Origin of the sequence: methanotrophic endosymbiont of Bathymodiolus puteoserpentis (Logatchev) (assembly GCF_900128525.1) — a bacterium.
Taxonomy (GTDB): Bacteria; Pseudomonadota; Gammaproteobacteria; order Methylococcales; family Methylomonadaceae; genus Methyloprofundus.
In genome coordinates, this window is record NZ_FQTQ01000029.1 from 1 (window position 1) to 14,854 (window position 14,854).

The 14,854-nt window shown below is 38.8% G+C and carries 14 protein-coding genes; 8 read left to right on the top strand and 6 right to left on the bottom strand.

The features are described from left to right. Positions 1–53: 53 nt before the first annotated feature. Complete coding sequence (locus tag BQ7314_RS01735; RefSeq protein ID WP_280953854.1) at positions 54–326, bottom strand: HupE/UreJ family protein; 273 nt, start codon at positions 324–326, stop codon at positions 54–56. A 437-nt stretch (positions 327–763) separates the two neighbouring features. On the opposite strand from BQ7314_RS01735, the gene BQ7314_RS01740 reads away from it, so the two are divergent. From BQ7314_RS01740 to BQ7314_RS01770, 7 genes are read left to right on the top strand one after another with little or no spacing between them, the layout of a single operon-like run. Beyond that, positions 764–1,519, top strand: a complete 756-nt coding sequence (locus tag BQ7314_RS01740) for a DUF3450 family protein (protein ID WP_174481983.1) — start codon at positions 764–766, stop codon at positions 1,517–1,519. Beyond that, positions 1,520–2,962 carry a MotA/TolQ/ExbB proton channel family protein gene (locus BQ7314_RS01745; RefSeq protein ID WP_174481984.1) on the top strand — a complete coding sequence of 481 codons (1,443 nt, stop codon included), beginning with the start codon at positions 1,520–1,522 and terminating at the stop codon, positions 2,960–2,962. An 11-nt stretch (positions 2,963–2,973) separates the two neighbouring features. After that, positions 2,974–3,582, top strand: a complete 609-nt coding sequence (locus BQ7314_RS01750; RefSeq protein ID WP_174481985.1) for a MotA/TolQ/ExbB proton channel family protein — start codon at positions 2,974–2,976, stop codon at positions 3,580–3,582. Further along, complete coding sequence (locus BQ7314_RS01755; RefSeq protein WP_174481986.1) at positions 3,579–3,983, top strand: ExbD/TolR family protein; 405 nt, start codon at positions 3,579–3,581, stop codon at positions 3,981–3,983. The genes BQ7314_RS01750 and BQ7314_RS01755 overlap by 4 nt, the downstream gene beginning before the upstream one ends. Before the next feature lie 3 nt (positions 3,984–3,986). Further along, a complete protein-coding gene (locus BQ7314_RS01760) occupies positions 3,987–4,631 on the top strand; it encodes an energy transducer TonB (protein ID WP_174481987.1) in 645 nt (214 codons plus the stop codon). An 11-nt stretch (positions 4,632–4,642) separates the two neighbouring features. Next, positions 4,643–5,809 (top strand): tetratricopeptide repeat protein, encoded by a 1,167-nt coding sequence (locus tag BQ7314_RS01765; RefSeq protein WP_174481988.1) that lies wholly within the window; start codon positions 4,643–4,645, stop codon positions 5,807–5,809. 55 nt (positions 5,810–5,864) lie between these two features. Beyond that, the gene (locus BQ7314_RS01770; RefSeq protein ID WP_174481989.1) at positions 5,865–8,996 is read left to right on the top strand and encodes a TonB-dependent receptor; all 3,132 of its coding nucleotides are present in this window, start codon (positions 5,865–5,867) and stop codon (positions 8,994–8,996) included. A gap of 193 nt (positions 8,997–9,189) precedes the next feature. On the opposite strand, the gene BQ7314_RS01775 is transcribed toward BQ7314_RS01770, so the two are convergent. Continuing rightward, positions 9,190–9,540, bottom strand: coding sequence for a type II toxin-antitoxin system HicB family antitoxin (locus BQ7314_RS01775; RefSeq protein WP_174481990.1), 351 nt, complete (start codon positions 9,538–9,540; stop codon positions 9,190–9,192). Further along, complete coding sequence (locus BQ7314_RS01780) at positions 9,537–9,749, bottom strand: type II toxin-antitoxin system HicA family toxin (RefSeq protein ID WP_342590385.1); 213 nt, start codon at positions 9,747–9,749, stop codon at positions 9,537–9,539. Before BQ7314_RS01780 ends, BQ7314_RS01775 begins: the two co-directional genes overlap by 4 nt. Before the next feature lie 286 nt (positions 9,750–10,035). On the opposite strand from BQ7314_RS01780, the gene BQ7314_RS01785 reads away from it, so the two are divergent. Then, the gene (locus tag BQ7314_RS01785; RefSeq protein WP_245394879.1) at positions 10,036–11,667 is read left to right on the top strand and encodes a hypothetical protein; all 1,632 of its coding nucleotides are present in this window, start codon (positions 10,036–10,038) and stop codon (positions 11,665–11,667) included. Between the two features lie 280 nt (positions 11,668–11,947). Here BQ7314_RS01785 and BQ7314_RS01790 read toward each other — a convergent pair whose 3' ends face one another. The 3 genes from BQ7314_RS01790 to BQ7314_RS01800 form a co-directional block, all read right to left on the bottom strand. Beyond that, positions 11,948–12,469 (bottom strand): PepSY domain-containing protein, encoded by a 522-nt coding sequence (locus BQ7314_RS01790; protein WP_174481991.1) that lies wholly within the window; start codon positions 12,467–12,469, stop codon positions 11,948–11,950. Positions 12,470–12,545: 76 nt separating this feature from the next. Then, on the bottom strand, positions 12,546–13,154 hold the full coding sequence (locus tag BQ7314_RS01795; protein ID WP_174481992.1) for a LuxR C-terminal-related transcriptional regulator: 609 nt from the start codon (positions 13,152–13,154) through the stop codon (positions 12,546–12,548). Positions 13,155–13,533: 379 nt separating this feature from the next. Beyond that, complete coding sequence (locus tag BQ7314_RS01800) at positions 13,534–14,598, bottom strand: cytochrome-c peroxidase (protein WP_174481993.1); 1,065 nt, start codon at positions 14,596–14,598, stop codon at positions 13,534–13,536. Positions 14,599–14,854: the final 256 nt, after the last annotated feature.

Here is a 14,854-nt window from a genome sequence, read left to right on the forward strand (position 1 = left end):
CCAATCAAATTTGTTTGCGTGAATGTTGTTATTTGTTCGACTGTCTCTATCACTTATAGAATTTTTTTGGGGTAAGGAATTGGATTTATTTTATCACTGAATCCTAAATTGAGAATTGCTGCTAAAGTAAACAGGCTGACATAACGAACAATATCTTGCGTACGGAACAAAAAGAAAATAACACCAAGCAAAAACAATAAATGATCATAACCTGTGACCATATGTTTCGCACCTATATATAAAAAAGGTCCGACAGCAATACCCCGATTAGCTAGCAAGAACTGTTTAGTATGTGCATCAACACCGTGTGCAAAAGCTACTGACATCAAGAACGAACTAAATACCAATACTATTAGCAAATTAAAGCTAAAACTTTTGGTGTAATACACTAGTTGTGACTCACTCATATTACTTGTTTTCAACACATTCCTCGCTGTTATTCTTTATATACTTAACTTAACTTTATTTTCACTACCGCGCACCTTTTTCTACCTTACAGTAAAGACTTACCTCAGTAGACTCCCTAATAACCGTATTTTCAAAGCCAATAAACCCAAATTAAACCACCTCTATGATGGATGTTTTTACCCCCGCTTCGGCTCAGGCCTAAAAAAAGAAACTTTATCAGAAAGTGTTTTTGCTACCCATTAAATGCTTCATCTTTTGTCGCCGAATGTCACAATACTGTCATAATTCTGTAATCCAGCTGTAACAATCAATACGTAGAATTGGCTTTTTTTTAAATTATGTGGTGTTAAACATAATGAGTCAAAGACTAAAATTAATCGGGGCAGTGTCATTACTCTGCGCCAGCAGCAATATATACGCAGGCTCTGTTGATAACCTAGCGAATGAACTTGTGCGCTTACGCGGTGAAGTTGAAGAGCTACAAAGCCACCTCGATTTAGCGAAAGAAGACCATCATAATCGGATGCAGGCTTTAAGCTTACAATATGCTGATTTAGGTGTAGAAGAAAGAAGACAGTCGACTAATTTAGAGAAAATGCAACAAACCTTGCTGAAGTTTAAAGAGTCCAAGGAATCCCTTAGCGCTAATAATGACAATTTGCCACCTGTTGTTATAGAAACTATTAGCCAATTATACAACTATGTACAGGATAGCATCCCTTTCAAAAAAGAAGAACGCCAAGCTGTTTTAACTAAATTACGTTCTGATCTTGATAGCCAATTAATTGACCCAAAGCGCGCTACAAACCGTCTATGGGCCTTTGTTGAAGATGAACTTCGGTTAAGCAAAGAAAATGGTATCTACCGACAAACTATTGAGCTTAATGGCGAAAAAATGCTGGCCGATATTGCTAAGTTAGGGACTGTTTTACTTTATTTTCAAACTAACGACCGTCAGTTTGGCATGGCAAAAAAATCCCCCTCAGGTAACTGGAATTTTATAGAACTTGAAGACACCCAGTCTAAAGAACAAATTGCACTTTTGTTTGACTCCCTGAAAAAGCAAATTCGTCAGGGATATTTTGAATTACCAAATCCACTAGGTTCTTAAATGAAAAAGTTACTCATTATTCTGAGCTGTGTCTGCTTATTATCGGTTAATGCTAATGCCGATGAAACAGCTACTGCGCCTACAAAAAACACAGCTCAAGAAAAAAACAAAGCTCAAAAACCCGAGGTTAATACTCGGGTTGATTTAAAGACAGTATACAAACGTGAGTTTGCCTTTTTACAAGCTCAAAAAAAGGAATTAACAAAACGCTTAGCTAGCTTCAAGTCTACTTCGGCAAAAGATGAGCGTAAATTACAAAATAAAATTAATACACTAGAACGTACCACCGTTGCCCTTTCTGGACAATTACAAGATATGGAAATGCGTATTAATGAAGCTGAAAGAGCTAAAGCTGCATTAGAAGAACGCAGTGAAGTTCTGGATATGACCTATCAACAAGCGGAATCATCATTAAAAAATTACAATATTGATTTAGGTTTGGATCAAATATTTCAAACCGGTACCGATGACAACAAAATTAAAGTTATTTTTTCTGAAGCCATTTATTTACTGCATGAATTAAGCAGCGTCCACTCTCATGAGGGTCGATTTTACCTCAATGATGGCAAACAAGTAGAAGGTACAATCATCCAACTAGGTAATATTGCTTCTTATGGCATTAGTAAGCAAGGAGGCGGTGCTTTAGTTCCCGCAGGTGGTCAACAAATGAAAGTTTGGAGTATCCCCGCAGAGGATGTCGCTAAGTCATTCGCAAAAGGTGAGCCTAGCAAAGAATTAAAAATTTTCTTATATGAATCACGCAGTAAAGCTATTGAAGAGAAGGCTAAAAAAACCTGGTTAAGTGTTATTAATTCAGGCGGTATCATCGGTTGGGTCATCGTTATTTTAGGCGCATTTGGCTTATTACTCGTATTTATCCGTACGTTTCTATTGCAAATAAATAGTAATACCAGCCGTAAATTTGAAGAGCACGTTACTAACTTAGTGAACTCAGGTAAATTAGCTGAGGCTGAAAATGCTTGTAATAACGGTAAAGGCTCCATCGCTAGAGTATTAAAATCTACCTTGCGTCATGTTAAAGATGATCGCGATCATATGGAAGATATAATTACCGAAGCCATTTTACAAGAATCTAGTATTTTAAATAAATTCAGTTCAACCATTTTAGTTATTGCTGCAGTATCGCCGTTGCTAGGTCTTCTAGGGACAGTGACAGGGATGATTGAAACTTTCGATATTATTACTGAATTTGGTACGGGTGATCCCAAACTATTATCGGGTGGTATTTCAGTTGCTTTAGTAACAACCGAGCTAGGTTTGATTGTCGCAATTCCTATCTTACTACTAGGCACGCTACTCGCCAGTTGGTCTGAATCAATAAAACTGGAAATGGAAAGAGTTGCTTTAAAAGTGACCAATATTATCTTAAGTATGCCGGAAAATGAGCTAACAAAGAAAAACGCTCCTCTTGAAGTAGCCTAAGGAGAAAAACAATGGATTTTTCTTTCTGGTTTTTAGCCGCTAAAAACTTATTTGAACAGGGCGGTTTTGTTATGCCTCCCCTGCTCTTTTGTGCCGCTGCACTCTGGTATGGTTTAGGCTACCGCTACTGCATTCTAAAAACTCATAATAGTTTAGGTATGCGTGATTTATATATTGCTTACAATAAATCACCCAACCAACCTGCTAAGGACCTAATTGAACATGCTATGCAACAGGCCATAGCGATCAAAAAGCAGAAAGTACCCAATTTACGTCGGCATTTAGATGCTGCTTTTTATGAGTATGAGCTGGAAATTCGTCAATATTCAGTACTGATTAAAGTGATTGTTATGATTGCCCCTTTATTAGGGTTGCTGGGGACAGTATCCGGCATGATTGAGACCTTTGATTCACTGGCGGCAATGGCTTTGTTTACTCAATCAGGCGGCATTGCTGGCGGTGTTGCACAAGCCCTTCTTACCACACAAACAGGTTTGTCCGTCGCTATACCTGGGGTGTTAGTGCAGAGTATTTTGCAAAAAAAACAAATGAATATTCAAAATAATTTAGCACAAATTAAAGACCTGTTATGCAGTCAACAACCGAATGAAACCTTATGAAATATAGAGAAAATCGTGATGTAGAAGCCACCATCGATATCGGTCCAATGATTGATATCGTCTTCATTTTACTTATATTTTTCATGGTTACCACGACCTTTGTTAAAGATATGAAAGTCGATTTAGAAAGGCCTAATGCGGCTAGTTCTTCTTCAGCTTCGAGCAAATCTATTCGCCTATTTATCGATGAAAATGGGGACACCTATTTAGATGGTGAAGCTGTACGCGTCTGGTTGATACAAAGTAAATTACGTGATTTATTAGCAACCTCAACCTCCAAAACAGTATTAGTTGTTACTGATGAAGGCATTCCTGCTGGCAAACTTATTGAAGTTATTGACCAAGCACGTTTATCTGGCGCCCAAAGTGTTGCTGTAGCCTCTGAATTAGAAGCAGGTTAAGACATGAATGCTGTCATTAACCGAAAAAAGTATCATCTATTTGCGACAGGAAGTATGTTCTTCGGTGCTTTTCTTGCATTTGGACTGATCGTCATTATGAACAATTGGAAGGATGACAAGAAACAAGTTAAAACACCGAGAAGTACCCAGGTTGATGTCGTTAAGCAAGTAAAACCTAAACCCAAAAAAAAGCTAAAAAAACCAAAGCCTAAAGCTAAGAAACAAAAAATGCGTGCTCCAGCACCCTTTAGAGGCCTAAGTACTGCTTTATCAGGCATAGATTTAGGTTTACCCGGCCTTATGGGCGAAGACCTTAATGCAGTTGATAGTGGTTTATTAGGTGCAACTCAAGCCTCAGTGATGACTGATGACCTAGTTGATGTAGCACCTAAGCCTAAACGTCGCAGTGCTTTTAAATACCCATCTTCTGCCAAAAAGAAAGGGATTACTGGCTATGTTTTATTATCATTATTGATAGATGCCCATGGCAATGTCGAACAGGTTGAAGTTTTAGAATCCTCACCTCCTGGTGTATTTGACGATGTAGTCACCAATTCTATTCGCTCCTGGCAATTTGAACCCGCATTCTACCAAGGTAAAGCTGTCAAAGTGTGGGCTAAACAAAAAATTCGCTTCGATTTATCTTAACTGGTACCCCTATGATACGCTTTAACGAAATTATCGGGATGATCCTCCTGATAACAATGCTTGTCTGCTTGCCTGCATCTGCAACAGAAAAAAAAGCCAAAATAAAAGCAGATGATTATATTGGTATGGCCGCCATGCTAGTAAAGGACGGTTTATATCAGCGGGCATTAATGGCCTTAGAGAATGTTGATGCAACATCTGAAGATGTTGACTTAATCCGCTTTTACACCTTAAAAGGTTTAGCCTACCTAAGTCTAAATGATTTATCGTCAGCTAAAGAAAATCTGCAAAAATCAATTGATAATGGGCAAAACGATCCTATTACTTATATTTATCTAGCGCAGTGTTATTACGGCTTAAAGGAATACCAAAATACCATTGATGCAGTTAACAAAGCCGGTACAGCGACTAAAGATTATCCAGGTATTATAGAAATGCAAGCTCAGTCTTATTGGCAACTAAAAGACTTTGATCAAGCTATTGCAGTGATCAACCAAGCGGAGCTAAGTTACCCTGAAGATTATCGTTTTTTACGCCGTAAAGTATTTTATCTAGTTGAATTAGGCTTATACCGTAATGCGGCTGAAATTGGCTTAGTTTATTTACACAAATCCAATGCTCAAGCAAAAGATTATATTGCTATTGGTAATGCCTTACGCTTGAGCCATCAGCTTCCTGAAGCACTACAAATACTTGAAGTAGCTCACCTGAAATTTCCAGATAATGCAACGGTGGCAAAAGTGCTGGCACACACTTATTTAGACCAGGGACAGCTAAATACCGCAGCGAAAATTTTTGAACAAGGCGCTGAGTATGATGCCAAACTTTTTGCTGAAGCAAGCGAAATATATCGTCGTGCAGGACGCTTATATCATGCGCTATCTGTTAATACTAAAATCGCTGACCAAAAAATTAAGCTCAAACAAAGGCTCGCTTTATTAATTGAGTTAAAGCGTTATGAAGCGGCAGTCAATATGAAGAATGCCCTCTACCGCCAAGGATTAATTGAAGACGAGCCTATTCGTTATGCGCTTGCCTACGCCTATTTTAATATCGGCCAGTATGACAAATCTAAACACCAACTCAACTATTTAAAAAATCCTGAATTATTTAAAAAGGGAATTGAATTACGTCGCATTATGTCCGAGTGTGAGGCTAACCCAACCCAGTGTATATAAATTAATTGTTACTTACTTAGCTTAACCTTCCCGTTATTACCTGTAAATTCTCCTAATGAAACAAAAATTCCTGTTTAATCTATTTTTAGGCTTGTTAATTTCAAGTTCTGTTATGGCTAGTGAGCAAGCCGAATTTTCCTTCTATTTATTTGAAAATGGCCAACCAAAATCAAATATAGAGCTACAGATTGATGGAAGACCTTTAACTAAGACAGACCGCGATGGTTATATCGGCGGAAAAATTTCTGCTGGTACACATACCTTTACTTTTATTAAACCACAAAAAAACAGAGCATCATGGATCTTCAAGCGCGATTTTATTAAGGGAGAGAATGCACAATTTATCGTTAGTTTTTTCAAAAATGGTGCACTACCCACTGTCGAGATCGCAACTTCTCGGCGTAATTCTGAAGCTTTAAATACGACAGAATCGCAGCAATTAAAAGCGCCGACAGCATTTGGCTCTATTACGGGTATCGTTACCTCTGCAGAAACCCAAAAGCCCGTAAATAATGCGCAAATCTATATTTCCGGAATCGCTAAACAAATACGTACCGACAATAAAGGACAATTTAAACTAGCAAAAATACCTGTAGGTCAATACAGTATTTCAGTATTACACCCTGCTTTTAATAGTAAAGTACAAGAAGGTATTCAGGTTACCAAAGATACCGATACCTCATTAACACTAAGTGTCGCGCCTGTTGGCGTAGATTTACCCGAGTTTGTGGTTTTAGAGCCTTTTCTCGCTGGCAGTATTGCCTCTGTTATAGAAGAGCAAAAGAGTAGTGCTGGCGTTAGCAGTGTTCTGGGGGCTGAACAAATTAGCCGTGCGGGTGATAGCGATGTTGCCAGTGCATTAAAACGTGTTTCAGGCTTAACGCTGGTCGAAGGAAAATATGTCTTTATTCGAGGCTTAGGCGAACGTTACTCAACGACGATGGTTAATGGTTCTTTAGTGCCAAGTCCTGATCCAACGCGCCGAGTCGTGCCATTAGATCTCTTTCCCACTAGCATTTTAGATAGTTTGCTGGTTTCTAAAGCGTACCTACCCAGCTTACCCGCTGAATTTGCTGGAGGAACAGTTGAAATAAGAACACGTAATGTGCCTGAAGATTTTTTCTTTAGATTTTCTGGAAAAATAGGTGGCTCAGAAGGCACAACTTTCGATAAGGGTCTAAGCTATCGTGGTGGTAAAGATGACTCTTTAGGTATTGATGATGGTACCCGTGCATTACCTGACTCAATTGCTAGTGCAACGTCAGGCAATACGACGATAAAACCACAAACTCGGTTTAACCCCGATGGATTTACACCACAAGAAATTGAGAAGTTTGGCGAAGATTTATCTCATATTTGGGATATCGATCCTAAGACGATCCCACTAAATGGCCGTGTTCAAGCGTCAATCGGAGATTTATTTACGGTCGGTGACTTTAGTTTTGGTTATATGGCAGCCGCTCGTTGGGACGAAAAATGGAATATTCAAAATGAACAGCGTCGACTTTTTGCAACAGGTAGCGGCAACTCTTTAATTCTAAAAAAAGATTTCCAAGTTGACCGTACGCTACATGAAGTTAACCTCAATGGTTATTTAGCCTTAGAAGCGCGTTACCTAGAAGATCATAAAATCTATGTAAAGCTTCTAGCGATTCGTCAATCAACAGATGAAGCACGCATTGAAGGTGGATTTACTGACTCTGAAGATTTTGACATACGACGAACCACATTAAAATGGAAAGAAAACCAATTACTTAATAATCAAGTAGGAGGAGAGCACTTATTTCCAATGCTCAACGACTTAGAGTTTAAATGGTCTTATACTAACTCAACAGCCTCTCGATATGCCCCTAATGAGCGCCACTACCGTTATGATGATGCAAATAGAGACGGTAACTACTCTTTTTCCCGTAGAGCTGACAACAATCAATCTATTTTTGCCAATTTAGACGACAAGAGTGAAAACTGGCGTTTTGATATTTCCTTGCCCGTTAATATTCACCAAGATGTAACGCTTAAACTATTGACGGGGCTTATGAATCAAACGCGTTCCAGAGATTCAAAAATTCGCCGTTATCACTATTCTTCTGTTGGGCCAGATGCCAGTGATCCCGCAGTACTAGGGCAGCCTTCACTGGAAGACGTCTTATCGCCTGAAAATATTGGCCCTAATGGTTTTCAATTACTGGAGACAACGCGCTCAACAGATAATTATCAAGCCTCGCAAGATTTATTGGCTGTATACGGCCAAGTTGATCTTATGCTTTATGATAGCCTAAGACTCAATGGTGGATTACGTTGGGAAGATAACGATCAAGTCGTAGAAACTTTTGCAATATCCAAGCCCGATAAAGACCCCGTTCGTACCCAATTAAAGAAAGCAGATCTAGTCCCTGCTATTACTGGAACATGGATTATTTCAGAAAAGCAGCAGTTCCGTGCTAGCTGGAGTAATACTTTATCGCGCCCTGATTTCAGAGAGTTATCCCCTGCCCCTTTTACCGACCCGCTGACAAACTCTGAGACCGTTGGTAACCCAGACTTAGTCCAAACCTATATTGCTAATTATGATGCCCGCTGGGAGTACTATTTCTCTCCTAAAGAAAACTTTGCACTCGGCTTCTTTTGGAAAGATCTGGAGAACCCTATTGAAAAAGTTTTTGTACCGGGGTCGGGGGGACTTTTAACCTATCAAAATGCAAAATCAGCCCGTGTCTTTGGTATCGAACTAGAAATTTTGAAAAACTTAGATTTCATTCATCCAGACTTAGAATACTTTTTTGCTGGTAGTAATTACACCTGGTCTAAATCATCAGTTGAATTAACAGCAGAAAACCTATTAGCACAAACTTCGTCTGCAAGGCCTTTACAAGGTCACTCTCCACATTTATTCAACCTACAATTTGGCTATGATAACCCTGACTGGGGAACGCAGGCAACGATTCTATATAATGTCGCCGCGGCGCGTATTGTTGAAGCGGGTCAACTCGGTGCTCCGGACAAGTACCAACAACCCTTTAACCAGTTGGATTTTGTGTATCGACAAAGATTAAGTGACTGGTTTTCCATAAATGTACGAATGAAAAACCTATTAGACGACACATCTGTGATTATGCAAGGCGATAAAATCACGCGATCTTACAAAAAAGGTAGAGAATACAGCTTAACTTTATCACTTAATTTTTAAGGTTACTATATTTTAAGCTGATACATATTTCGGCTACCAACTTAAGACGGGGCAGAACATGGACTTATATTTTGCCCCCCACCTAACTGGAAACCATGTTGTATCAGCACTGACAAGAAACCCGATAACTCACTGAATATAAAGGTTATCCCGTCTTAAAATGGTAACTAAAATATGTCATTCCCGAAGTCTTTTATCGAGAATCTACGTTAAACATAGGTTCCTGCAATTTTTTGATACAGTATGAGTTTAAGCTTTCTCCTGACCTTAAAGCATCAAGACTCAATTGCTCATGCAACTTTTCACCGACACGAAGGTTAAATTTACCAGAATATTTTTTTCCTGCTGTTGCTATAGGAAGTGATTCTCCATCTTTTTTATAGATGTCTATCCATTCCTCAACCACTTCGCATAGCTCTTTATAAACTTTTGCTTCATCTTCACCATGAACACCACCCATCATCAAGTTAGGGCAATGACCAATATAACATTGATCATCTTCTGACCATTCAACGATCTTCAAGTACTTATCACTTACTTTCATTTCGATACCTCATCAATTGCTTTGTTTACTGCTTTGACTTGATAGGGTTTTGCATCATCACCTGTTTTTCCACTAACAGTAATCTTTACTCCATTTTTATGTGTAAAGTTACGATGACTACCTTTACCTCCTCGATTTTCGAAACCGATGCTTTGTAATTGACTGATTAATTCTCTTATTTTAGGAGGCATAAATTTATGGTACTGCATTAGTACTATTGACGCAATAATTTTTACCCCTAACAGCATGCAGGAATAACGATTTGAAAAAACAGCCTGTACCCTTTAATAATGAGAAGTTACAAAACTCCCTATAAACCCATTGTTTTCTCTATAAATTATAGCTAAAAGTTATGACTGATCAACTAACTTCTGGTCTCTCTCCCGTGCATTACGTCATCTAAATGTCATCTAAATGTCACAACACTGTAATACAAATAACTTATCCTACCGATGCAATATAATTTATACATTCTGTTTAATATTTGAGGTAATAATGAAAAAGAATATTTTAAAAGCAGCCATTAGCCTAGCCCTTTCAGTTGGTGCAATTCAGGCCAATGCTGCTACAGCAACTTATGATCCTGCTACTGGTGTTGTTGATATACCCACTGTTGATGTGCTTAATAGCAAAGGTGAAGCAACTAGCTATTCAGCCCAGTTAACTTTGCAAGGCAGCAACTTAGTCGTAACAAGCGTTACACCAAAAGCGGCAGTTACTGGTGATCGTGTTACATTTGATGCAACCACAACAGCCCTACACATCCCTTCAGTGCAAATTTTAGGTTCAGGTGATGAATTTTATGCAAAACTAAAATACATCCCTGGTTCAAGCCCAACCGCTTTTTCTGTAGAACAATTACCTTCTACAGCTTTCACGGGATGTCCTGATTTCGCACAAGCAGGACCAACAACTGGCACTTGTATTTTAAGTGGTGAAATCAACCAAGATATTACATTAACAGCCAACACAACTTGGATCTTATCTGGTGGTGTCTATATCGGTGGTGACAAAACTAATTCAGCTACATTATCGCTTAACCCAGGTACTGAGTTAATCGGCGAAGCGGGAAATGACTTTCTTTTTATTCGTCGCGGCTCAAAAATCATGGCAGAAGGTACACCTGATCAGCCTATCATTATGACAGGTCCCTCTGAAGCATCTCGCGGCGAATGGGGTGGTTTACTTATAGCCGGTAACTCTATTATCAATAACTGCTCTGCTGGCACAGTTGGTTGTGAAGCGGCTTTTGAAGCGATTACTAGTGAGTCATTTGGCGGTAACAACCCAGCTGATAATAGTGGTTTATTAAAATATGTACAAATCAAGTATGCCGGTTTTGCTGTACGTCCTGACCAAGAGTTAAATGGATTAACTCTAATGGGTGTAGGTACGGGAACTGTGATTGATTTTGTTCAAGTTGATCATGGCTTAGATGACGGTGTTGAAATGTTCGGTGGTACTGTTCGTTTAAGACATATGGTATTAACAGCTAATGCCGATGACAGTCTTGACTGGGGCTCTGGCTGGCGTGGTAAAGCTCAATATGTGCTTATCAAACAAGCTGGCGATGAAGGCGATATGGGTATTGAGGCTGATAATAACGAAGAAAACAATGATGCGCTTCCAAGAGCTCAGCCTTTGTTAGCCAATATGACCTTAATCGGCCCTGATGGTAACCCTACTCAAGGTGCTAAATTCCGCCGTGGTACAGGCGTTAATGTTTATAACTCGGTCTTTTCAGGTTTTGCTAATTACTGCATCAGACTTGATGGTGAGTCTACGTATAAAAGTGGCGGCACTTCAGCAAATAATCTAACTGGAGCATTAACAATTGCAGGCTCTTATGTAAACTGTGCAACTAACTTTGAAGACAAAAATAACGTAGGTTTTACTACAGAAGAGTGGTTTACAGCGCAGGCTAATAATGTTGCTGGTGATCCATTATTAAATGGAATATATCCAGCTGATAACTCTCCTCTATTAACTAATGGGGTTGCTATCCAAGATAACCTTGCTGATGGCGCACATGACAACTTTATTGATAGTACAAGCTATACGGGAGCTTTCAAAAATGCTAACGATAAATGGGCTGAAGGATGGACTGCTGCAGGTAGCTTAGACTAAAACTGCATGTGTTATGTCATTTAGGTGCAAGGATGCAACCATATAGTTTTCTGGTTAAGCTATTTCATAATGACAATAATACACGCTTAATAGGCAGTTAAGCTCAGCCTGTTCACTCTTAATTATCAAGGGTGAACAGGCTTTTCTAGTTTAAAAGGTAGGCGATGCAGACCCTACAAAAATATGTACCCGCTTAAAATGGTAAACCCAATTATTGAGGTTAGAATAATCTTTGCAGGATCAGCCTTTACAAACCAACCCTGCGAACAAAAATAAAAAATTATCTTCTTTCGTCAGTTTCTTCACCAATTTCCCATTCTTCAATGGCAACCTCGATGATTTTTCCTGTTGTGGCATCCACTTCTACTTTAGTTTCTACGCCTTTGCTATTCACAATATCAAACTCATAACTCGCATCGCCATTTGCTTCAATTTCATATTCAACTTCTTCAATAACACCTGGATAAGCTTTTAAAGCAGTCGCTTTAGCATCCTCTTCAGTTACTTTCATTTTACTCTTAAAAGCCGAGCTATTGACAGAGCTAACTTCTGATTCAGTTTCGAAGACTTTACCGCTATTCACATCACACATAAACTCCCACTCAAAACCATTAGCATCTTCAAGCTCTATTTCATAAACAGCTTTACCTTTAACATTGAGTTTCTCTAGTTTTACTAGCTCACCTGTTTTTTGTGCTTGAATGGCTGCAATGCATTTATCCAGCCCTTTGTCGGCAGCTTGCACGCTAAAAGAAGTTCCGATAGCAATAATAAGTACGCCATTAATAATTTTTTTATTCATTGTTAGTCCCCAAGAAAAGTAAAGAAATTTTATAAAATCAGGAAATATTCCTATTTTTTGGGAATTCTAGCTTTTTTTAGTGAATGAGTCCATGTTTTTTTGCGAGAACAAAGACACCTTCTTGCCCTCTTAGCTCTAATTTTTTTCTTATCTGCGCCTGACAATTGAAGGCGGTTTTAGTGCTTATTGACAGTAGCTCGGCAATCACTTGTAGAGAGTAATCTTCAGCTAGCATACAAAACACATCATATTCACGGGCTGTTAGCTGCTTGAAAGGTAATAACGTTTTTTTAATATGCCGTAAAGCTAAAATTTGAATCAAATCAGCCTCTAAATATAGCTGGCCACTAGCAATAGTTTGAAGACAGTCTTGTAATGTTTTCTCGCTAGGCCGAGTTAAAATACCCGACGCTCCCAGCTGTAGGTATTGTAATGACTGCTGAGTATCAGTAGCATTAATGATTAGCCATTTTATTGTGGGGTGTTTTTCTTGGTACAACTGAATTTGTGAAGCAATACCTTTCCAACCTAGTGCGGCATCAAAAAAAATAAGATCTACCTGTGTATGGACATGAAGCAAGCTTTCCCACTTACTTTCATCATACAGCGTAGTACCCTCCAAACGCTCAAATAGTCTAGCACTAGGAAAATTTTCTATTGCTGAAGAAACTAATAAAATATGCATGGCATTCTACGCTATGTAGTCCAGGTATGACATTGAAGCCACTATAAACCGCTCAAAAAAGCTAGTATAGCGTGAAATACCCTAGCGATAAAACTGATAAACTCTAACCGCTTAACCCCCTTCTCCCACTAAAGCCAGTAGCTTTAAAAAGGCATGACCCACCTTAATGCTTACTTTTCTTGGATTATATTAGCGTTAATATTAGGCCCTAACAGAGCGTAACTTAATATTTTAACGGTTTAAAAAACACATCTTTCGTACTGCGCTTCCTACCGTCAGCTCAGCCTACTCTGCCCCTGGTATTGCAAATACCTGCAAGTAATGAATATTTATATACTACATACCTTAAGATGTTGAACTTTATTAATTAACCAGTACATTACTGTGCATACTTTTCACTGGTTAAAGCCCTAAGGAATGCCACTAAATCTTGCTTTTCTTGGTCAGTAAGATGCAAAGGAAAAATTGCTGAATCTAAGAATGGGTTTTTCTCTCCACCTTGATCATAATATTCAACGACTTCCTCCAATGTTTGCAAACTGCCATCATGTAAATAAGGTGCTGTTAAAGCGATATTGCGCAAAGTTGGTGTTTTAAATTTACCTATATCTGCAAGTACACGTGTGATATTAAAGCGGCCTAATTCAGCCCGTTGTGCATCGGTAAAATCAAAATCATCAGGATTCTCTCCTGCTCGAACTTCAGCAACAAATTCAGCTATTTCAGAATTAATACGCTCAAAACCAACCCCTAAATTATAAAACCGGTTATCCATAAGCAAAGCATTAACTCCGCCAATTTCATGGCAATTAGAGCAATTACCTTTACGTCTAAATAAGCGCATACCTCGCACTTGGCTTTGTGTCAGTGCGGTTCTATCTCGGCCAAATAAATAACGGTCAAACGCAGAATTCCCAGCAATTAAAGTACGCTCAAAACTCGCTATCGCTTGGGCAATTAATTCAGCTGTTATCTTATCTTCAGCGAGGTTAAAGACTTGTGCAAATTGCGCCTTATAGCTGGAATCAGCCTCAACAATAGCCACTAATTCTTGCGTGCTTTTTAAGCCATGCTCAATAGGGTTTAAAAAAGGTCCTAGTGCTTGCTCTTCTAAACTAGCCGCCCTACCATCCAAAAATAAACGTTGATAAAAAGCAGCATTCACTACCACCGATGCATTTCTAAAACCAGCTTGTTGCTTAATGCCTAGTGCGACTCGTTGACCATCGGTAAATGCCTTATTTTCATCATGACAACTGGCACAACTAATCGTGCCATCTTCACTTAAGCGCTTATCATTAAATAAGCGTTGCCCTAAAGCTATCTTCTCTACTGTTTGTGGGTTGTTAGCGGGTATAGGTAATACAGGCAAACCAAGCAAATCATCCGCCCAAAGACCTGTTGTATATATAAATAATAAGACACCTAGATTAAAGAATTTCATCAACGGAACCTCAATATGACAGACGCAATAACTCAAAAACTAATATTGTTATACGTAAAAAGAAAGCCCTTAGAAAAGGGCTTTTGAAATAAGACAAAAACAGCTTTAGCCAATAATCTCCAGTATTAGTAAAGCTGTCTTTATCTGTTCAAGAATGTAACATGAAAAAAATTAGCGATAACTTAGGAATGTGCATGAAATAACTTAGGCAACTTATAAAGTTGTTGCGTCAGGAATGGCAGTATAATTCCATTGC